Annotated in this window: 22 protein-coding genes; 9 read left to right on the top strand and 13 right to left on the bottom strand. The window is 43.1% G+C overall.

Annotation, left to right across the window (positions count from 1 at the left end; translation table 11 throughout):
- Positions 1-19 precede the first annotated feature (19 nt).
- Positions 20-268 (bottom strand): acetolactate synthase 2 small subunit, encoded by a 249-nt coding sequence (gene ilvM / locus ACJZU6_RS01555; RefSeq protein WP_080159072.1) that lies wholly within the window; start codon positions 266-268, stop codon positions 20-22.
- A gap of 3 nt (positions 269-271) precedes the next feature.
- Positions 272-1,918 (bottom strand): acetolactate synthase 2 catalytic subunit, encoded by a 1,647-nt coding sequence (ilvG, locus tag ACJZU6_RS01550; protein WP_080159073.1) that lies wholly within the window; start codon positions 1,916-1,918, stop codon positions 272-274.
- Positions 1,919-2,308: 390 nt separating this feature from the next.
- Here ilvG and ACJZU6_RS01545 point away from each other — a divergent pair, with 390 nt between their 5' ends.
- Entirely contained in the window at positions 2,309-3,838 is a 1,530-nt protein-coding gene (locus ACJZU6_RS01545) for a YifB family Mg chelatase-like AAA ATPase (RefSeq protein WP_080159074.1), read from the top strand.
- 65 nt (positions 3,839-3,903) lie between these two features.
- Here ACJZU6_RS01545 and ACJZU6_RS01540 read toward each other — a convergent pair whose 3' ends face one another.
- From ACJZU6_RS01540 to ACJZU6_RS01525, 4 genes are all read right to left on the bottom strand, one after another.
- A complete protein-coding gene (locus ACJZU6_RS01540; protein WP_080159075.1) occupies positions 3,904-4,506 on the bottom strand; it encodes a thiol:disulfide interchange protein DsbA/DsbL in 603 nt (200 codons plus the stop codon).
- Positions 4,507-4,584: 78 nt separating this feature from the next.
- Positions 4,585-5,571 carry a serine/threonine protein kinase gene (locus ACJZU6_RS01535; protein WP_080159076.1) on the bottom strand — a complete coding sequence of 329 codons (987 nt, stop codon included), beginning with the start codon at positions 5,569-5,571 and terminating at the stop codon, positions 4,585-4,587.
- A 162-nt stretch (positions 5,572-5,733) separates the two neighbouring features.
- Entirely contained in the window at positions 5,734-6,000 is a 267-nt protein-coding gene (locus ACJZU6_RS01530) for a YihD family protein (RefSeq protein WP_080159077.1), read from the bottom strand.
- Between the two features lie 157 nt (positions 6,001-6,157).
- Complete coding sequence (locus ACJZU6_RS01525; protein ID WP_080159078.1) at positions 6,158-6,358, bottom strand: hypothetical protein; 201 nt, start codon at positions 6,356-6,358, stop codon at positions 6,158-6,160.
- Positions 6,359-6,703: 345 nt separating this feature from the next.
- Here ACJZU6_RS01525 and ACJZU6_RS01520 point away from each other — a divergent pair, with 345 nt between their 5' ends.
- Entirely contained in the window at positions 6,704-7,381 is a 678-nt protein-coding gene (locus ACJZU6_RS01520; protein ID WP_107277146.1) for a FadR/GntR family transcriptional regulator, read from the top strand.
- Between the two features lie 156 nt (positions 7,382-7,537).
- Positions 7,538-8,194 (top strand): PAQR family membrane homeostasis protein TrhA, encoded by a 657-nt coding sequence (locus ACJZU6_RS01515; protein ID WP_080159080.1) that lies wholly within the window; start codon positions 7,538-7,540, stop codon positions 8,192-8,194.
- Between the two features lie 79 nt (positions 8,195-8,273).
- On the opposite strand, the gene ACJZU6_RS01510 is transcribed toward ACJZU6_RS01515, so the two are convergent.
- The 5 genes from ACJZU6_RS01510 to def all read right to left on the bottom strand — a co-directional run bounded on the left by ACJZU6_RS01510 (position 8,274) and on the right by def (position 14,064).
- A complete protein-coding gene (locus tag ACJZU6_RS01510; protein ID WP_080159081.1) occupies positions 8,274-9,719 on the bottom strand; it encodes a TrkH family potassium uptake protein in 1,446 nt (481 codons plus the stop codon).
- 6 nt (positions 9,720-9,725) lie between these two features.
- Positions 9,726-11,102 carry a Trk system potassium transporter TrkA gene (gene trkA / locus ACJZU6_RS01505; protein ID WP_408900545.1) on the bottom strand — a complete coding sequence of 459 codons (1,377 nt, stop codon included), beginning with the start codon at positions 11,100-11,102 and terminating at the stop codon, positions 9,726-9,728.
- 127 nt (positions 11,103-11,229) lie between these two features.
- Positions 11,230-12,510: a 16S rRNA (cytosine(967)-C(5))-methyltransferase RsmB gene (gene rsmB / locus ACJZU6_RS01500; protein WP_080159082.1), complete on the bottom strand. Its 1,281-nt coding sequence runs from the start codon at positions 12,508-12,510 to the stop codon at positions 11,230-11,232.
- Positions 12,511-12,595: 85 nt separating this feature from the next.
- Positions 12,596-13,540, bottom strand: coding sequence for a methionyl-tRNA formyltransferase (gene fmt / locus ACJZU6_RS01495; protein ID WP_107277144.1), 945 nt, complete (start codon positions 13,538-13,540; stop codon positions 12,596-12,598).
- Positions 13,541-13,563: 23 nt separating this feature from the next.
- Positions 13,564-14,064: a peptide deformylase gene (def, locus tag ACJZU6_RS01490; protein WP_080159084.1), complete on the bottom strand. Its 501-nt coding sequence runs from the start codon at positions 14,062-14,064 to the stop codon at positions 13,564-13,566.
- 348 nt (positions 14,065-14,412) lie between these two features.
- On the opposite strand from def, the gene ACJZU6_RS01485 reads away from it, so the two are divergent.
- The 4 genes from ACJZU6_RS01485 to ACJZU6_RS01470 are packed head-to-tail and all read left to right on the top strand — an operon-like array spanning position 14,413 to position 17,628.
- Positions 14,413-15,483 carry a LysM peptidoglycan-binding domain-containing protein gene (locus ACJZU6_RS01485; RefSeq protein WP_080159085.1) on the top strand — a complete coding sequence of 357 codons (1,071 nt, stop codon included), beginning with the start codon at positions 14,413-14,415 and terminating at the stop codon, positions 15,481-15,483.
- Entirely contained in the window at positions 15,483-16,589 is a 1,107-nt protein-coding gene (gene dprA, locus ACJZU6_RS01480; RefSeq protein ID WP_408900544.1) for a DNA-processing protein DprA, read from the top strand. Before ACJZU6_RS01485 ends, dprA begins: the two co-directional genes overlap by 1 nt.
- A gap of 2 nt (positions 16,590-16,591) precedes the next feature.
- Positions 16,592-17,065 carry a DUF494 family protein gene (locus ACJZU6_RS01475; protein WP_080159086.1) on the top strand — a complete coding sequence of 158 codons (474 nt, stop codon included), beginning with the start codon at positions 16,592-16,594 and terminating at the stop codon, positions 17,063-17,065.
- Between the two features lie 2 nt (positions 17,066-17,067).
- Positions 17,068-17,628: a topoisomerase DNA-binding C4 zinc finger domain-containing protein gene (locus ACJZU6_RS01470; RefSeq protein WP_080159087.1), complete on the top strand. Its 561-nt coding sequence runs from the start codon at positions 17,068-17,070 to the stop codon at positions 17,626-17,628.
- 62 nt (positions 17,629-17,690) lie between these two features.
- Here ACJZU6_RS01470 and ACJZU6_RS01465 read toward each other — a convergent pair whose 3' ends face one another.
- Together ACJZU6_RS01465 and purE are read right to left on the bottom strand one after the other, a co-directional pair.
- Positions 17,691-18,809 (bottom strand): 5-(carboxyamino)imidazole ribonucleotide synthase, encoded by a 1,119-nt coding sequence (locus ACJZU6_RS01465; RefSeq protein ID WP_408900543.1) that lies wholly within the window; start codon positions 18,807-18,809, stop codon positions 17,691-17,693.
- A complete protein-coding gene (purE, locus tag ACJZU6_RS01460; RefSeq protein ID WP_080159089.1) occupies positions 18,809-19,297 on the bottom strand; it encodes a 5-(carboxyamino)imidazole ribonucleotide mutase in 489 nt (162 codons plus the stop codon). Before purE ends, ACJZU6_RS01465 begins: the two co-directional genes overlap by 1 nt.
- A gap of 193 nt (positions 19,298-19,490) precedes the next feature.
- Between purE and tsaC the strand changes: the two genes are divergently transcribed.
- Positions 19,491-20,048 carry an L-threonylcarbamoyladenylate synthase type 1 TsaC gene (tsaC, locus tag ACJZU6_RS01455; RefSeq protein ID WP_408900542.1) on the top strand — a complete coding sequence of 186 codons (558 nt, stop codon included), beginning with the start codon at positions 19,491-19,493 and terminating at the stop codon, positions 20,046-20,048.
- 3 nt (positions 20,049-20,051) lie between these two features.
- A complete protein-coding gene (gene hemF / locus ACJZU6_RS01450; RefSeq protein WP_408900541.1) occupies positions 20,052-20,972 on the top strand; it encodes an oxygen-dependent coproporphyrinogen oxidase in 921 nt (306 codons plus the stop codon).
- The last annotated feature ends 20 nt before the right edge of the window (positions 20,973-20,992 follow it).

Below are 20,992 nucleotides of genomic sequence, written 5' to 3'. Positions count from 1 at the left end.
GTGAATTCCCTTTTTAAATTTAATCCAAATTTTCGATTTGTGAGGTCGTAACGGTGGTTACATCCCAGAGTTTTTCTATTTGATTGATCAGAATGCTAATCGGGCGATCACTATCAACAATAATTTCTATCGCGGCGATATTACTATGATGATTTTGGGTCGCATCCACTTTCTTGATCACAAATCCACGATGGCGAATGACCCGTAAAATACGTTCAAGTAATACCGGTTTATCGTTCGCTTTAATGGTAATTAAATATCTATCCATGATTTATGTGTTCTCCAGCATATCCTGATTTGCCGCACCTGGTGGCACCAGTGGCCATACATTTTGTTCTTCATCAATAACCACATGTAACAAATAGGCACTACTGCTTGCTAGCATTTCAGCTAATGCGGGAGCAACTTCTTCTTTACGAGTAATGGTTTTACCTGGAATATCAAATGCACGCGCGAGCATTACAAAATCAGGATTATCATCCAAAATTGTTTCACTGTGGCGACCATCAAAAAACAGTGATTGCCATTGACGTACCATGCCTAAACGTTGGTTATTAATCAGCACCATTTTGACTGGAATTTGGCGGCGTTTAAGGGTGCCAAGTTCTTGTACGTTCATCATAAATGAACCATCCCCCGAGATTAATATCGACTGAGAATCTGGGCGTGCAACACTGGCTCCCATCGCTGCAGGTAAGCCAAAACCCATAGTGCCAAGTCCAGCCGAGGTAATGTAATTTTGAGGTTCACGTGGTTGAATGTGCTGTGCTGCCCACATTTGATGTTGGCCAACATCGGTCGAAACGATGCTATTATTTGGCATCATGTCTGACAGTTGTTTGAGCAGTAAAGGCGCATAAATTAACTCTCCTGGGTGGTCATAACGCCATTTACCGATCTGGCGTAGATGTTCACTATGAGTTAACCAGCGGCTGATATCTTGCCCAAGTTCAAGTTGCGGCAAAATAACATTAATGTCCCCGCGTAAAGATGCATTAGCATGACGCAGTTTATTAAATTCTGCGGCATCAATATCAAGGTGGATCACCTTGGCGTGAGGGGCAAAGGTATCCAATTTTCCGGTAACACGATCATCAAATCGTGCGCCAACAACGATTAATAAATCAGACTCTTGTACGATTAAATTTGCTGCTTTAGTCCCATGCATTCCCAACATACCAAGGTAATGTGGATCATGACGGGCGACTGAGCCTAAGCCTTTAAGAGTACTGACTGACGGCATAGGATTAAGGGTTAAAAATTGACGCAGTGTCGCGGTTGCTTGGGCTATTTGTACTCCACCACCGACATACAGCACGGGTCGCTGACATTGTGCCAATAATTGTTGCGCCATCTCGATAGCGGCAGTTGTCGCTATTGGTAACGGGGGCGGAATTACTGTTGGAAGTACCATTGTTGGTGCTGTTGCCAGTTGCACATCTTTGGCGATATCAACAATAACGGGCCCAGGACGGCCACTTTGGGCAACCACAAAAGCTTCCGCTAATGTGGGGGCGAGCTCGTTAATATCAGTCACTAAATAACTGTGCTTAGTACATGACAGTGACATGCCAATCACATCCATTTCTTGAAAAGCATCAGTCCCTATGTGCGAGCTTGCCACTTGACCGGTAATGGCGACTAATGGCACTGAATCCATTAAAGCGTCAGCTAATCCTGTGACTAGATTGGTTGCACCCGGCCCTGATGTTGCCATGCAGACCGCAACACTTTGGGTCGCCCGTGCCATGCCAATAGCTGCCATCGCAGCCCCTTGTTCATGGCGACATAAAATGTGCTCCACTCCACCATCATAAAGTGCATCATAGATGGGCATGATGGCGCCGCCCGGATAGCCAAAGATGGTTGTTATTCCCTGCTGTTGCAGCGCTTGTACGACTAACTCTGCCCCTGTCATCGCTGCTCCTTGCGTATGTAACTAAAATCAAATCAATGCTGATTACGATTTAAATTTGCTGATTTAAAAAAGCCCCCGAACTTTTCAGTGCGGGGGCTTTACTGTGTTTTGGTCGCATTAACGTACGCCTACACATCCCCTGCGCGGTGAAATAATCACCACGACGACGTTAATAATGAGTACGAGGGATGTTGCGATTGTATGCATAATTGTCCAACTTTTATTGTTTAGTTGTTGCTATACATAAGTGGTAACACAGATCTTCGTCACATGACAAGCAAAAAATTTGGTTTTATAAGTAATTTAGCAGCATTAATGGGGCTTTGATGTAACACCTTCGATAAATTTCATTAACCCCATGGTGTAAATTACCAGTCAGTGGAGTCATCAATGACACTTGCTATTGTTCATAGTCGCGCTTGTGTGGGCGTGGAAGCCCCACCAGTAACAGTTGAGGTCCATTTAAGTAATGGAATGCCCAGTTTCACACTGGTTGGTTTACCAGAAACTACCGTAAAAGAAGCTAAAGATCGTGTACGAAGCGCGATTATCAATGCTCAATTTGAATTTCCATCACGGCGAATTACGGTCAATTTAGCCCCTGCTGATTTACCCAAAGAAGGTGGACGGTTTGACTTACCGATTGCGCTTGGCATTTTAGCGGCATCAGGGCAAATTCCTTCTGATAAATTAGCGCAGTATGAGTTTATTGGTGAATTAGCATTATCGGGTGATTTACGGGCTGTTAAAGGTGCATTACCGGCGGCATTGGCTGCATTAAAAGCCAAGCGGTGTTTAATTGTGCCTGACCATAATGGTGATCAAGTGGCGTTAGTGGCGCAAAAACAACATAAATCAGCCCCTAGTTTGTTAGCTGTATGTGGTTTTTTGTGTGGTCAGCAACAGTTACAGTTATATCTTCAACCGCATGTGATAACGCCTGCAACTACGAATGAACAACGTGATATGCAAGATATTATTGGTCAACAACAAGGAAAACGCGCTTTAGAAATAGCTGCCGCGGGAAGTCATAATTTATTGCTACTTGGTCCACCAGGCACAGGAAAAACTATGTTGGCTTCTCGTTTACGGGATTTATTACCACCAATGACCCACGAAGAAGCCATTGAAACCGCCGCGGTAGCTTCTTTGACTCAGCAATCATTGCATCAAGGTAATTGGCTTAACCGCCCTTTTCGTACACCGCACCATTCAAGTTCAATGGCAGCCCTTGTAGGTGGGGGCTCAGTGCCTAAACCGGGTGAAATTTCACTCGCGCACAATGGGCTATTATTTTTAGATGAAATGCCTGAATTTGAGAGAAAAGTGCTAGATTCATTGCGTGAGCCGTTAGAGTCAGGACAAATTGTAATTTCACGAGCAACGGCAAAAACGACCTTTCCCGCTCGGTTTCAATTAATAGGTGCATTAAACCCTAGCCCGACAGGGTATTACGAAGGCAACCAATCTCGAACTAACCCGCAAGCTATTTTACGTTATTTAAGCCGTTTATCGGGACCATTGCTAGATCGGTTTGATATGTCATTAGAAATTCCCGCATTGCCCCGTGGCACACTAACCACTGGAGGTGATCGTGGAGAACCGAGTTCAGTTATTAAGGCGCGAGTTGATCAGGCTCGTGAGCGCATGCTGGCCCGTTGTGGCAAGGTAAATGCCTTACTTTCGACCCGTGAATTAGATAAATATTGCGGATTATCGTTTAAAGACGCCGAGTTTTTAGAAAATGCATTGCATCAACTTGGATTATCGATTCGTGCTTATCATCGTATTATTAAGGTTGCGCGTACGATTGCAGATTTGGCCGAGCAGGATCAGATTCAGCGTTCACATCTAGCTGAAGCATTAGGGTATCGAGCGATGGATAGATTGTTGAAACAACTTAGCAGTCAGGTCATTTAAAGGAATAACAAAGAGGCTAATTAAAAGCCTCTTTGTTAAAGGCAACCGTTGTAAGCTTCGTGGAATTACTTCTTGAGTAAAAAGTTAACTAATTCAAAATATTCGTCAGCTGATTTAATTTTGCCCGTTTGAACTAAGTATTTATTATTAACCACTACCGCAGGTACACCCGTTAAGCCTGCATCTTCAAAGGCTTTATCAAACCGGCTAACCATTGAGTTAACCGCGAAGCTGTTGAATGCACCATCAAACTCAGCGGCAGGTATACCTTCATCAATAAAAATCTGACGAACTTCTGCTTCGTTTTTTGGTGGTTGATTAAGGGTATGAATACGGTTAAATAATACCGGCACCATTTTATCACTAACGTTTAATACTACCGCCGTTGCAAATGCTTTACTCATGACTTTACCCATTGGGCCGCCCATAAATGACACGTGCATTTTCTGAAGTTTAGCGTTGTCTGGTAGCTTGGTTTTTAATTCACGCATCATTGGCTCAAATTGAAAACAATGTGGGCAATACAATGAGAAAAATTCAGTCACAACAGGGGTTGTTGATTGTGGTTGATCTAATACCTTGTAGTAGTCGCCTTCCGTAAATTTGGCTGCGTGAACAGAAAAAGACAATAAAGCAGCGCTGACTAGCGCAAGTAAGTTCTTCATCATTTTGGGGTTCCTGATTATCCGTGTCGTTAATTAGATATTAGCTGAGTATAATAATTAATAATGTTATTTTATAGTCAATTACCATTGAGGCATAAGCTGTAATGGTGATTCATTAAGGCTGAAAATCTGTTCTTTAAAGGCCAAAACTTGGCCTTCCCAATATTTTGCATCGCCAAACCATGGAAAAGCTCGTGGAAATGCTGGATCTTGCCAGCGCTTTGCTAACCACGCCATATAGTGCACCATTCTTAACGCACGTAAAGGTTCGATTAACTTTAGCTGGCGTGGGTCAAAATCGGCAAATTCATTATAAGCTTCAACTATTGTATCAAGCTGTGCGAGTTGATCGTGACGTTCACCATTAAGCATCATCCATAAATCTTGAATGGCAGGGCCGTTACGAGCATCATCTAAATCGACAAACATTGGTCCATCACGCCATAAAATATTGCCAGGATGACAATCACCATGTAGGCGCAAAGCCGGCCAATCAGTTGACCAATGGCTTTCAATTTCTGTAATTAAGCGATCAAGATCGGCAAAAAAACTGTGTTTTAGGTAATCAGGAATAAAATCGCTATTAGCCAAAATTTGGCGTGGTTGATAAACGTATTCCTCTAAGCCTAATGTTGGACGATGGACAAAGGGTTGGCGTTTACCGACTTGATGAATACGACCTAAAAAGCGTCCTACCCACTCTAATTGATCAAAGTTATCGACTTCAAATTGACGCCCACCGACACTTGGAAAAACAGCAAACCGATAGCCATTATAGTGATGTAGCGTGTTGCCATTGATAGCGATAGGCGCTGCGACTGGAATATCTTGTTGTTCAAGTTCAAGCGTAAACTGATGTTCTTCATCAATTTGGTCATCGCTCCATCGTGCGGGGCGGTAGAACTTAGTCACATAACGTTGACCATCTTCAGCTTTAAATTGATAGACGCGATTCTCATAACTATTAAGTGCCAATAAACCGGACTCAGCATGTACTTCGACACTATCGAGTGCATCGAGCAGTACATCTGGGCTGAGATCTGCAAAACTAAAACTTTGTTTTTCCATGACTGAATCCTGAATCTGGCTTGGAAGAGTGGTTTAGCTTAACCGCGAATAGAATTAAAACAAATTAAACATGATGGTGATGGCGGAAGAGAAGGATTTTCAGCTATAAAAAAAGCCAGTTAGTCATAACTGGCTCCATAAATAATCTAATAGGATTAGTGACTATTTGATAATACCGCGCGCACGTAAAATAGCGGTTTTAAAATCGTTTTCGCAATCTTTAGCAAGACCAGGAATCATGGCGTCTTTATCACTATTGCGCATTTTTAAATGGTAAATTAAGACATCATCAGTCAGTGATTCTAGTGGACCTTGGTATTTTGCTTCTGCTGCTAATTTTAGTAAGAACTCAACTAAGTTAAGATCAGGATCTTTTTTCCACTCAGGGTGCAGTAATTCAATCAGTTCATTAACGCGATGGGTTTTCATTGTTAACTCCGTAGCTTGGGCTGAATCAATCGTTATACGATTGTATTATCATTATTTTAGTGTGGATAAATTATAACAAACCCTGCTCGGTTACAATGAATGTCTTATGCCAAAATATTGTTAATAAAAAAGCAGCCAAAGCTGCTTAATATTAGGGTTAACGTTGTTGCTGTTGACTGTTAATCAGTTCAGGCAATATTTGTTGCTGATCTAATTGTGCATCGGCGCTGGTTAAATGCACGTCAGTCGTGAGCGATTTTTTCGCATTAACCTTAAAATGTGGAGCGTGGGAAGTGGCACGTAAACGTGATGGGCTACGTGGGGTACTTGCATACCTGACGGGGGATGCTGGGCGCATATGTCACCTATTGTCAGGCTCATCCATGGCCAAAAAATTAAAAATATTTCTGAAGGGAAAACTCCCTGCTGGGTAGAACCCATCCACCAGAATATTGCTTGGTTATTAATCAAATCGCGCTGAGGATAGCAACCAGATAATTAAAAGTCGAGCATAAAATGAGCAATAAAATGCTAATATCTAATTATTACGTTGTTTATATAGTAACTATTGCAATAATTGCCCCCTTGATGCACCGTGTCGTTCGATCTTTATCGAAATAAAGGTTACGGCAGTAGCGAGCATTTAGGATTACACTAATTTAGCGCTAGTGAGTAGTACAACAGAAGCCTTGGGAGAGGATCTATGGATCAGCAGCAGCAACGTATTGTTGCCAATCGTAACTTATCTTACCGATTAGCAGAGTCTATTGGTCGTCGTATCTTAATTGGTGATCCTGCCCCTGGCGGTATTTTACCGGGCGAAGTTGAGTTAGGCGAAATGTATGGTGTGAGCCGTACTGCCGTTCGTGAAGCTATAAAAATGTTAGCCGCGAAAGGCATGGTATTGCCTCGTCCTCGTATTGGTACGCGAGTAATGCCAAAGAAAAATTGGAATTATCTTGATCAAGATTTATTGGCTTGGTTAGATTTTGATTCGGACTCACAGTTGATCATGGAGTATCAAAAAGTCCGGTTAACATTAGAGCCTGAAGCGGCGGCATTGGCCGCTGAACATGCAACAGCAGAAGATCGGCTGGAGTTCGAACTACTGATGCACCAAATGCACCAAATGAAAGACAATTTTGATCAAGAGCGTTGGATTGAGATTGATACCCGCTTTCATCAATTGGTTTATTTTTCTTCAGGTAATCATTTTATTAGCCCATTTGGAAACTTGTTCAAAGCGGTGTTTGAAAATTATTTTAGAGTCGTAACCCGCGAGCAAGTGATGAAGCTTGATGTTCATCAGCGGATTGTTGATGGTATATTAGAACATGATCCAGACGCTGCCCGTCAGGCAACGTTAGAGTTATTGCAATAATCAATAAATGATACTACGGAGCCAAATGGCTCCTTTTTTTTATCAATTTCAAAACTGGCACAAATTGACCAACAAAAGGTTGCTTAATTTAAGCTTACAAGTGTAAGCTGAAAAGCAGTAGTTAGTGAATTAAGTGTCTTTTGGGATATATAAACCATGAATAATGTGATCAAACGTGAGCTAGGTTATTCAACAGCGGAAGAAGTCGCGAATAGTGTCAGTCACGGTCTTGGACTGTTGTTTTCAGTGTTTGGTCTGTATTTGTTGCTAGATAAAGCCTTTTCATTGCAAGCTGATACATTAAGTATTGTTAGTTATATTGTTTATGGCGTGAGTATGATTTTATTGTATCTCGCCTCAACCTTATACCACGCCATTCCAAGTACCGCGGCTAAAAAACCATTAAAGATCTTTGACCATTGTGCGATTTATTTATTAATCGCTGGTACCTATACCCCGTTTCTATTAATTGCCTTGCGTACACCTCTAGCACTGGGATTAATGGCTATATTATGGGTATTGGCACTGCTGGGTATTGTGGCTAAAATTATTTTTATCCATCGTTTTAAAAAACTGTCGCTATGGATGTATCTAGCGATGGGATGGGCTTCAGTGATTGTGATTTATCAGTTAGCGATATCATTAGCGCCCGGTGGATTAATATTATTGGCGCTTGGTGGCGTGATTTACTCTTTAGGGGTGGTATTTTACGTTAATAAACGCATTCCGTATAACCATGCTATTTGGCATTTATTTGTTTTAGGTGGCTCAATTTGTCATTTTTGTGCGATTTATTTTTATATTAAACCGTAACTAACCACGGTAGATTTATCCCTAAAAAAAGAGAGCGCTATGCGCTCTCTTATTGTTTTTGAGTCTTATTAAAGCGTGATTAATCACGCCAAAAGGCAGGAGCAAAAACCACTAACACGGTTAATATTTCCAAGCGTCCCATCAGCATGCCTAAACTTAAGGTCCATTTTGATAAATCTGGTAAGCTGGCAAAGTTACCTGTTGGGCCGATCACGGTACCCATACCAGGACCGACGTTAGCCACTGCGGTTACTGCACCGGTAATACTGGTGACCGGATCTAAGCCTTGTAATGCTAATACTGCGGCAATCACAATAATGGTCATGATAAAAGTAAACACTAATGCCACTACTGAACGCACGATATCATCGGTGACTGGACGACCGTTATAGCGTTGAATGAACAGGGCCGATGGGTGAATAGATTGCATGATATGTTTACGTAAAAGTGCAAATGCAATTTGGAAGCGGAAAATTTTAATACCGCCACTGGTTGAACCTGAGCAAGCACCAACCAGTAATGTGAACGCAAAAATAATTGTCGGTAATGGCCCCCAAGCAGTAAAGTCACCTAGACCAAAGCCGGTTGTGGTAACCACTGAGATAATATTAAAAAAGGATAATCTCATCGCATCAAGGACGGAATAACCTTTATTAAAGATCAGACAACCCGCAACAATCAAACTCGCCACCACCACAAATAATGTATATCCCTTAACTTGAGCATCCCCCAACAAGGTGCGAGGATGACGCTTTCTTAATGCTTGAACAAACAATAAGAACGGCAGTCCGCCAGCAAACATAAAGAAGGTTGCTACCCATTGTGCACTGTGTGAAAAGTGGTTCATTGAACCATCAGAGGTTGAATAACCGCCCGTTGAAAGTGTCGTAAAAGCGTGGTTAATCGCATCAAAGGTGTTCATGCCAGCGAGCATAAACGCAATGATACACAGCACGGTTAATATCAAATATACATTGATAATATTTTTAGCGACACTTTTGGTACGGGGGGAACTTTTATCTGACCAGTCTGATGATTCGGTTTGAAAGAGTCGCATACCACCGACGTTAAGCATCGGTAAAATAGCCACCCCCATCACAATAAATCCGACCCCACCAAGCCATTGCAACGTCGAACGCCACAGTAAAATACTGGGTGCCATTTGATCGAGGCCGCTTAATACTGTTGAACCTGTGGTGGTGATGCCTGACATGGTTTCAAAATATGCATCAGTAAAACTGATGTGATTAATAAACACAAACGGCAGCGCAGCAAACGCACTGGCAACCGTCCACACCAGCGTGGTGATCAGGAACATATCCCGCACACTAAGCTTAAATTCGTCAGTTTTCCCGTAAGATAGCAACAAGAACGCCACGGAGTGAGTAATCAGCACTGCCGCTGCGAAATCCATGAAACCTTCGGTGCCAGTAAAAAAGGCCACCAAAGTGGGTACATACATAAACAGGGCTATTTTAGATAGCACCAGTCCGAGTACAAATAATATTGGACGTAAATTAACCATAAGCTGTTACAGAAAGAAAGGGCTCGGTTGGAAAAGACGTTCAACGTCAGGAATATATTTCTTATCAACTAAGAACATAACTACGTGGTCATTTTGCTCAATCATGGTGCGATCGTGGGCAATAAGAACCTCTTCTCCACGAACAACTGCGCCAATGGTTGTACCGGGTGGCAGTTTGATTTCACTGATGGTCCGGCCAACTACTTTTGATGTACTGGCGTCACCATGGGCAATCGCCTCAATGGCTTCAGCTGCACCACGACGTAGCGATGATACGTTAACGATATCAGCTTTACGAACATGGGTTAGTAATGCAGAAATGGTTGCTTGTTGGGGGGAAATCGCAATATCAATGGTGCCACCTTGGACTAAATCAACATACGCACCACGTTGAATCAACACCATTACTTTTTTCGCGCCTAAGCGCTTAGCCAACATGGCTGACATGATATTGGCTTCATCATCATTGGTAACGGCAATAAACACATCAATCTGTTCGATATGTTCTTCACTAAGTAATTCTTGATCTGACGCGTCACCACAGAAGACGATGATGTCTTGCAACATTTCCGATAGGTTTTCGGCACGTTGTTGATTATGCTCGATTAATTTAACACTGTAGTTTTGTTCTAAGCGGCGAGCTAAACCTGCACCAACATTACCACCACCAACAATCATTAACCTTTTATAGGGTTTCTCTAATCGCTGTAGTTCACTCATTACTGAACGGATATGGTTACTTGCTGCGACAAAGAACACTTCATCGTCAGCTTCTATAATGGTGGTACCTTGGGGGCGAATTGGCTGACCCTGACGGAATATGGCTGCTACGCGAGTATCAATGTGCGGCATGTGCTCGCGCAGTGCTGATAATGCGTTACCCACCAGTGGGCCACCGTAATAGGCTTTCACTGCCACTAAGCCGACTTTTTCTTCAGCAAAGCTCACCACTTGTAATGCCCCTGGATATTCGATTAAACGTTCAATGTAATCGGTAACCAATTCTTCTGGCGCAATAAGGTGATCAACAGGAACCGCGTCAGATTGAAATAATTGTTCTTTTTCACGTAAGTATTCTGGTGAACGAATACGAGCAACACGGTTAGGGGTGTTAAATAATGAAAACGCAATTTGGCATGCGATCATGTTAGTTTCGTCAGAGTTGGTTACTGCAACTAACATATCAGCATCTTGCGCGCCGGCATCACGAAGTGTTTGCGGGTGGCTCGCAAAGCCTTGAACAACACGCAGGTCGTATTTATCTTGCAGTTCACGAAGACGTTCTGGGTTCTTATCAACGATAGTTATATCGTTATTCTCGCCAACAAGGTTTTCAGCAAGAGTGCCGCCAACTTGTCCAGCACCGAGAATGATGATTTTCATAGCCTATGCCTGATGAAGTAATGCCAACTAACAGTCACTGTGCCATAAAATCGACAGTAAGTGGCGTATAAAAGAGACTAAAAAGCGGAATCTTGAAGCCAAGTTCCGCTATTATTAGTAATTTATCTTAGTTTGCTTTGGTTAATACTGCATAGTAAAAACCATCCATCGCCTCTTCGCCGGGTAAAATTTGGCGGCCAGGAGAGGCAGGATCGCTATCGATTAAGGCTGCGTCAGCAGTACGGCTTAAGAATGCTTTTACTTGATCGCAGTTTTCTTGCGGTGTGATTGAACACGTTGCATAAACCAAAGTACCGCCTGGTTTTAACTGTAACCACATAGCATCAAAAATCTCAGCCTGTAGCAATGCTAATGCTGCGATATCTTCGCCTCGACGTAACCATTTAATATCAGGATGACGACGAATAACGCCCGTTGCAGAACAAGGTGCATCCAGCAAAATGCGATCAAATTTTTCGCCATGCCACCATTGCTCAGGATAACGTGCATCAGCACATAATACTTGTGCGGTCAGATGTAAACGTTCAAGGTTTTCATGCACTCGTTTAAGACGATTCTCATCACAGTCAATCGCCACCACTTGTGTCGATGGTACGCGTTCCATGATATGAACTGTTTTACCACCAGGCGCGGCACAACAATCAAGAATCAATTCGCCGGGTTGTGGTTTAAGGTAATCCACAGCAAGTTGTGCAGCAGCATCTTGTACTGAAACCCAACCATCACTAAAACCGGGTAATTTAGTGACATCACACGGTGAAATTAAACGCAATGCGTCTGCTGCTTGTGGGTGCAATTCGGTTGCAATACCTTCTGCATCCAATAATGCACGGTAAGTGTCACGATCATGATGGTGACTGTTTACTCGTAACCACATTGGCGCTTTAGTGTTATTAGCTTCACAGATGGCGGCGTAGTCATCAGGGTAGCTGGCTTTAAGTAATTTCAATAACCAACTTGGATGGCCATATTTACCTGCGTCATGACTAACCGCTTGTTCATCTAACGCTTCTTTTTGACGTTGGTAACTACGTAAAATGGCGTTAATTAACCCACGTAATTGCGGTTTTTTAAGGGTTTTTGTGGCATCGACTGTTTCAGCGACTGCGGCATGAGCAGGAATACGCATATAACCTAATTGATATAAACCAACTAAGATTAGGTGATGGAAAACACGTTGTTTACCTGTCAGCGGCTTCTCCATTAATGCTTGAGTGATTGACTCTAATCGAGGTAGCCAGCGTAATACGCCGTAGCAGATTTCCTGCAATAAAGCATGATCACGTTCTCTAATATTCTGCTGCGCTAACGGTAGCGCGGCAGACAATGACTGCCCTTGATCGACGACCTGATATATTACTTTGGCCGCAGCGGCTCTTACATTCATAGCTGTTTCCTGAACGCCGTTGATGCTGGCGATACGTGGTTAATCTGAAAAAGAAAAGCCAGTGACTTAACCCTGGCCTTGGTGTTTAAAGTTGGTTACCGACTTGGAACCATTCTCGACGTGAATTTAATAAATCCGCGACTGACATGGCTTTTTTACCAGGAGGCTGCAGTGACAATAAACGCAATGCACCAGTTGTTGTTGCGACTACGATACCGTGTTTATCTGCCGCTAAAATCGTACCCGGTAGTTGACCTTGATTGTCTTCTTCTACACTGGTTTGCCATACTTTGATAGTTTGCTCAGCAACAGTGAAATGGCTCATTGGCCATGGGTTGAAAGCTCGCACACAACGCTCAATAGCTGCTGCGTCCATAGTCCAATCAATTTGTGCTTCTTCTTTGCTTAATTTCTTGGCGTAGTTTGCTTGACCGTCATCTTGTTTGGTCGCAACCGCAGTGCCATTGGCAATCGTTGTTAAACACTCAATCAATGCACTTGGGCCAAGGTTTGCTAATTTTTCATACATAGTGGCACTGGTATCGGTTGCCGTGATGGGTAACGTTGCGACTTGTAGCATGTCACCCGTATCAAGGCCGATATCCATTTGCATGATAGTGACGCCAGTCTCGCTATCACCTGCCCAAATTGAACGTTGAATAGGTGCAGCGCCACGCCAGCGTGGCAAAATTGAACCATGAACATTAATACAACCGAGTGGTGGTGTATCAAGTACTTCTTGAGGCAATAATAAACCGTAAGCAACAACAACCATAATATCGGCTTCAATAGCTGCCAGTTGTTGTTGAGCTTCAAGGTTACGCAGCGAGGCTGGTTGGAACACTGGAATATCGTGTTCTACGGCGATATTTTTCACCGGGCTTGCAGTGAGTTTTTTACCGCGACCCGCAGGGCGATCGGGTTGGGTGTAAACCGCAACAACTTGATGCTGTGAAGACAATAACGCCGCCAAATGACGGGCGGCGAAGTCAGGCGTACCTGCAAAAATAATGCGTAATGGTTTACTCAAGATAACCTCGAATGGTGATGTTGTTAGATAGAACGTTTTAGTTTTTCTAATTTGCTTTTAATGCGTTGACGCTTGAGTGGCGATAGGTAATCAACAAATAGCTTACCAGCAAGGTGATCTAATTCGTGTTGAATGCAAATAGCAAGTAGGTCTTCTGCTTCAAAGGTCAGCGGGTTGCCGTCACGATCCAATGCGGAAACAGTGATGGTTGCTGCGCGAGGAACAAAACCTCGAGCACTTGGTACTGAAAGACACCCTTCTTCAATGCCTTCATCGCCATGAGCTGCCGTAATTTCAGGGTTAATTAGCACCATTGGCTGATCACGTTGCTCAGAAACATCGATAACCACGATTTGTTGATGAATATCGACTTGAGTTGCAGCAAGGCCGATACCTTCTTCTTCATACATGGTTTCAAGCATGTCATCAATGATCTGCTGAATTTGTGGCGTGATCGCCGCAACGGGCTTGGCTACAGTACGTAGACGGTCATCTGGAAAGATTAAAACTGGCAATAGCGACATAAGGGCTCGAATTCGTTAACGGTTACTAGAAAGATACAGCGTTGTTGGTCTAATTCTAGTCATTTTAGCACTCAAATAACAGTACCGAATGCGCGTGGCGAGGGTTAACCGAAATTAGAGTCATGAAATAAAGACCACTTTTCGCTAAAAAATTAATGTTAGCTCTTAGCAAAGTTCAGGCTTTGTCGATGTAACAGTGGTTATCAAATCGTGATATAAGCCGAAAAGCGCTTGGCAGTGATAGTTAAACAGTCGACATATCAAATAGCTAATGCCAATCTTTGCCAATATGAGTGATTATTTTATTATCGCTAGGTCGCAACTTGTGCAATCGAAGGAACGGATCACATGAGGCAATGGGTTATTATCGCGAGTTTTATTCTTTTTATGCCGTCGTTGGTTGCCGCGCCACAACCACAGCTAAAAAATAGTCATCCTGAAATTTATGTGGTTAAAAAAGGGGATACGTTATGGGATATTTCGGCTGTATTCTTGAATAACCCTTGGTCATGGCCGCAGTTATGGCAAAAAAACAGCTATATAAAAAACCCGCATTTAATTTATCCTGGCGATCGCTTACACCTTATTTGGGTTGACGGTAAACCGCAGTTAAGCCTTAAAAAACAACTTAAATTGTCACCAGAGATGCGCGTAGTACGCCAGCCTATTACTTCGTTGCCTGGTTATTTAATGTTGGCGTATGTGGCTCAAGATAAATTGATCAGTGCTGATGCGGTGACAACCCAACCGCAAATTCTGGGAACCAGTGAAGAGCGCGGCTATCTTTCTGTTGGTGATGTGCTGTGGGCTGATCAGTCATTGGTTCCGACCAGTCAGTGGCGAGTATATCGCTTAGAACAAGATTTTGATCGTGACGACAGTGCTAATGAAACGGCTAACTCTGCCATTAAAGCGACTATATCAACCTTGAAAGAGATTGCAGATGTCACTGTTATTGCAAGTGATGGTGAGATGAGTCAGTTGAAAGTGGATGACTTTCAGCAAGAAATTATTCCCAATGATATTTTATTACCTTTATTAGGCATTGATGGTCAAGCGGATCTGTCATTTTCGCCAACTACGCCGCCCGCGTCGTTATCTGCGACCGTGTTAGGCCAAATAAGTGGCTACAGTTATATTTCAAATTATGATGTGGTGGTATTGGATCGTGGTCATCTTGATGGCATGGTTGCAGGACAAGTGTTTGAGTTGTTTAAGCAAGGGGCTCAGGTACAAGGTAAAAAAGGTCAATATCATTATAAAAATAGCACCTTATTAACGGAGAGTACCCAACTTGGCACCATCGCTGTTGCACAAGCGATGGTATTACGTCCTTATGAGTATTTTAGTTTGGCGGTGGTGCTTAATAATCAGCAACCGTTTAAACCTGGCGTGGTTGCTCAAGCCCCACGTTTGTAATGGTTATGACAGAAACTGAGCTTATTGCATGGTTACAACTTGCGGCTGTCCCTTCATTAGGTGGCAGCCGTATTCAACGCTTGTTAGCTGATTCGACCCCACAACAATTAGCGGCAATGACGGTTGAACAATTACAGCAACGTGGTTTAACGGCAAAACAAATACAGGCGTTTTTGCACCCCAATCCATCGCGGTTACAGTTAGCATTACAATGGCAACAAGTTCCGCACCAGCACATTTTGACCCTCGACTCCCCCCATTATCCTCATTTATTAAAACAAATTTCCTCTCCCCCCCCATTATTATTTGTTCGTGGCGATCTTTGTTGTCTCGGTGCGCCACAAATTGCGGTGATTGGTAGTCGGTCGGCATCGATCGATGGTCGTGAATCGGCGTTCCATTTTTCAAAAGCATTAGCGACTAATAATTATGTCGTGACCAGTGGTTTAGCGTTAGGGATTGATGGTCAAGCACATCAAGGTGCGTTGCAGGCGGGAGGGTTAACCATTGCCGTATTAGGTTCTGGGCTTGATCAAATTTATCCTGCGCGACACCGTTCTTTAGCTGCTAGTATTGCAGAGCAAGGGGCGTTGGTGTCCGAGTTTTGGCCTGATGAGCAACCTCGCCCGCAAAATTTTCCACGACGTAATCGCATCATTAGCGGCTTATCTACGGGAGTGTTGGTGATTGAAGCCGCGCAAAAAAGTGGATCATTGATAACAGCACGTTATGCGTTAGAACAAGGACGAGAGGTTTTTGCGTTGCCCGGTTCGATTCATAACCCTGCCAGCCGTGGCTGTAATGCGCTGATTAAATCAGGTGCTAAACTGGTAGAAAGTCCGGCTGATATTTACGAAGAGGTAGGAAGTCTGACAGAATGTGCAATAAGTAATCAAATAGGTGTGCCTTTAGCAACGAAGGAAAATGAAGAATTGCCATTTCCCGCACTGTTGGCTAACGTAGGCACCGAAGCAACACCCGTAGATGTCGTTGCTGAACGCTGTAAACAACCCATCCACCAAATTTTACCGCAATTATTAGAATTAGAACTGTCTGGTTGGGTGACTGCAGTGCCCGGTGGTTATATCAGAACGAGGAGGGGCTAGTTATGATGGATATTCTTATGTATCTATTTGAAACCTATATTCAAAGCGAAGCAGAGTTGTTAGTCGATCAAGATGAACTCTCTGAAGAGCTTTTACGTGCAGGTTTTCATCAGGATGATATTTACAAGTCATTAGAGTGGCTTGAAAAACTGGCTGCTTTACAAGAAACAGAACACACACCGTATGTTAACCATAGTGCGATAACATCGATGCGCATCTATACCGACAATGAAATGTTGCGAATGGATACGGCTTGTCGTGGTTTTCTACTTTATCTTGAGCAAATTGATGTATTAAATATTGATACACGCGAAATGGTCATTGATCGCGTAATGGAACTCGATACTCAAGAATTTATGCTTGATGATTTGAAGTGGATTATTCTGATGGTGTTGTTTAATGCGCCAGGAAACGAAGCGGCTTATGATCAAGTAGAAGAATTATTATATGGCGCAGAAGATGGAGTTCTACATTAATAATGACAACTGATAGTGATCCATTGTTTTCTGCCCATGAACAGGCGTTACAGCATCAATCATGCCCACAATGTAGTGCTGATTTAGTGATGCGTTTTGGTAAGCATGGGCCATTTTTAGGCTGTGATCATTACCCTGAGTGTGATTATATTCAACCACTCAAACAAAATGATGGTCACATTGTTAAACAGCTCGATGTGCCCTGCCCTGAATGCGCTCAACCATTGGTATTACGCCAAGGTCGTTATGGTATGTTTATTGGGTGTTCGGCATACCCTGAGTGCCATTACCTCGCATCACCAGAAAAAAAACCGCAACAAACACATATTGATTGTCCTGAGTGTCATCAAGGTCACTTAGTTGAACGTAAATCACGTTATGGCAAACTGTTTTATGCGTGTGATAAATATCCACAATGCCGCTTTGCGGTCAACAATAAGCCTGTTGTTGGCGTTTGTCAGCAGTGTGGTTTTGGGTTGTTGATAGAAAAGAAATTAGCGAGTGGCATTAAATTACAATGTGCTGATCGTAAATGTAATGCTTATCAGGATACTGAAAAATAGCGATAATATTGAATAATATCAATAAGCCTGCATTACGATGCAGGCTTTTTTGTTTACGGTATTTAGCGTGGTAATGTCGGAAAATCTTGTGGTGATAACTGCTGCCCTAACAATATTAATTGGTATTGCAGTTGTTCGGGTGTTGCAGCACAAATATTGATATGCCCCATTTTCCGGCCAGCCCGTTTTTCTTTGCCATACCAATGCACATGACAGTTTTCTAAAGCCAATACCGCCCTCGGTACGCTATCTTGTCCTAAAATATTAAGCATGGCGCTTGGACGAATAAGCTCGGTGCCACCTAATGGCAAGTCACAAACCGCACGAAGATGGTTTTCAAACTGACACGTTTGTGCCCCTTGTTGCGTCCAATGGCCTGAGTTATGAACGCGAGGTGCAATTTCATTGACCAATAAATCACCATTAACTTCAAAAAACTCTAAAGCTAATACGCCAATATAATTAAGTTGTTCAGCAACCGCGGTAAACATCTGTTGCGCTTGTTGTTGCAGTGTGGTGTCACCAACAATGGCTGTTGAAAGGCTGAGTACGCCATCAGTGTGTACATTTTCACTGAGGGTATAGGTTTTAATCTCACCTATAGCATTACGAACCCCAATTAAAGACACTTCGCGATCAAAACCTATCCATTTTTCGGCCACAATCGCCTGGTTATTGGTTGCAGCAATGCAGTGCACCATTTCGTTCCATACTGATTCAATTTGATCGTGAGTTTTTAAGCGCCATTGGCCTTTGCCGTCATAACCGCCTAAAGCACTTTTTAGCACCATAGGTAGGCCTAAGGTCGTGATAGCGGTATCGAGATCTGCACGAGTATTAATAACAAAATAGGGCGCATTGGCAACGTTGGCATGATCTAATAATGTTTTTTCGATACGACGATCGCCACCGGCCTTGATGGCATCTGGATGAGGCTTAAATTTACCACTTGCGGCGCAGAGCGATAAAATATCTGAGGGTATATGTTCAAATTCAGCAGTGATCACATCGACAGTAGCAATGGCTTCAATCAGTGAGAGTGATTGGCGTTGTTGAGTCAGTGGGTGTACAACATTAGCACTAACAACATCATAGGCGATGACAGTAATATTTAATGGTGCACCAGCTAACGCCATCATTCGTGCTAACTGCCCAGCACCCAGTACTAATACTTGATTCATTATGCATCCTCAGTAGGATTTGGGTTATCAAGTACGGTATCTGTTTGTTGTTGTCGGAACGCTTCCACTGCAGCTAAAACTTCGGGGTTATGCGTGGCAATGATTTGGGCTGCTAATAATCCTGCATTCGCAGCACCCGCTTCACCAATCGCGAGCGTGCCAACTGCAATCCCTTTTGGCATTTGTACTATCGACAGCAATGAATCCATGCCCTTTAAAGCGCGAGATTGAACGGGAACGCCTAGCACTGGCAAACTGGTAAAAGCGGCAGTCATACCGGGTAAATGTGCCGCACCGCCAGCACCAGCAATAATGACACTAATACCACGGCTACGTGCTGTTTCAGCGTATTCCGCTAATAGGTGAGGAGTTCGGTGGGCTGAAACCACTTTAGTTTCGTAGGCAACATTGAAGCGTTCTAGCATTTCCGCTGCATGTTGCATGGTTGGCCAATCAGATTTTGATCCCATGATAATTCCAACTTTCATTCCAATCTCCTATAGGTAATGAACAACTAAAGTGTAACTTACGCCATTATACGGTGATTTAGCGCAAAGGAAAACGTTTGCGTTGGTAAAGTTACGCTATGATTAACCATCAATGGTGTTGTTACGCATGTGTCGGTATGATGATTACCATAACTAAAAATAAAATATCAGCTGAATAAAAACAGGGGAATTTGTGGCAAATATTACACAAGTCGTTACAGCACTAAAGCAAGGTCAAGTGATTGGTTACCCAACAGAAGCTGTGTTTGGTGTCGGTTGTGATCCTGATAATCAACAGGCTGTTAATAAACTATTGGCATTGAAACAACGGCCAATGGAAAAAGGTTTGATCTTAATTGCCGCTGATTATGAGCAGTTATTGCCGTATATCGATGATAGCCAATTAACACCGCAACAAAAACAAGCGGTGTTAGCCTCATGGCCGGGGCCTGTTACGTGGGTAATGCCAACTAAAGCCAATGTTCCTGTTTTTTTAACGGGCCAGTTTTCGACCATCGCAGTTCGAGTGACCGCGCATCCGTTAGTTCAACAACTTTGTCGTGAATTTGGTAAACCGATAACCTCAACCAGTGCTAATTTAACCGGACTTGAGCCGGGGCGTACAGTGGCTGATGTAGAACAACAGCTAGGGGATCAACTAGCTGCAATATTGAATGGTGAGACGGGAGGACGTAATAATCCTTCTGAAATTCGTGATGCCCAAACGGGTAATATTTTCCGTCAGGGGTAATAAATGATTGATCGTAACCAGATAGATCTAAATAAAACTGCCGTAAAAACTTTTTTGCTTCAACTTCAAGACACTATTTGTCAGGCTTTGGTACAACAAGATGGCAGTGCTGAGTTTGAACAAGATCAATGGCAGCGCGAGCAAGGTGGTGGTGGTCGTAGTCGTGTATTACGCAATGGGGCGGTATTTGAGCAAGCTGGAGTTAACTTTTCTCATGTTTATGGTGATGAGATGCCAGCTTCTGCAACCGCTCATCGTCCAGAACTTGCGGGACGACGGTTTGAAGCGATGGGGGTATCATTAGTGATTCATCCTCATAATCCTTATGTGCCGACATCCCATGCTAATGTGCGATTTTTTATCGCAGAAAAAGACGGTGAAGCGCCGGTGTGGTGGTTTGGTGGTGGGTTTGATTTAACGCCTTTTTATCCGTTTGATGATGATTGTCAGCATTGGCATGATACTGCGAAAGCGATCTGTGCACCGTTTGGTGATGATGTTTATTCACAGCATAAAGCATGGTGTGATAAATACTTCTTTTTACCTCATCGTGATGAAACACGAGGTATTGGGGGGCTGTTCTTTGATGATCTCAACCTATGGGGCTTTGAAAAATGCTTTGCTTATACTCAAGCGGTTGGTCATGGTTTTATTGATGCTTATATACCGATTGTTGCTCAACGGTATGGGTTACCTTATGGTGAACGTGAGCGTGAATTTCAGCTTTACCGTCGTGGGCGCTATGTTGAATTTAACTTAGTGTATGATCGTGGCACCCTGTTTGGTTTGCAAAGTGGTGGTCGTACTGAATCTATTTTAATGTCGATGCCACCTTTAGCGCGCTGGGAATATTGTTATCAACCCCTGCCAGATTCGGCAGAAGCACGTTTGAGTTGTGATTATCTTCACCCTCGAGAATGGTAAATTGGCAGCAGCAATGTTTG

It is taken from the genome of Photobacterium piscicola, assembly GCF_046058925.1.
Taxonomy (GTDB): Bacteria; Pseudomonadota; Gammaproteobacteria; order Enterobacterales; family Vibrionaceae; genus Photobacterium; species Photobacterium piscicola.
This window is presented reverse-complemented; position numbering and strand designations above follow the sequence as displayed.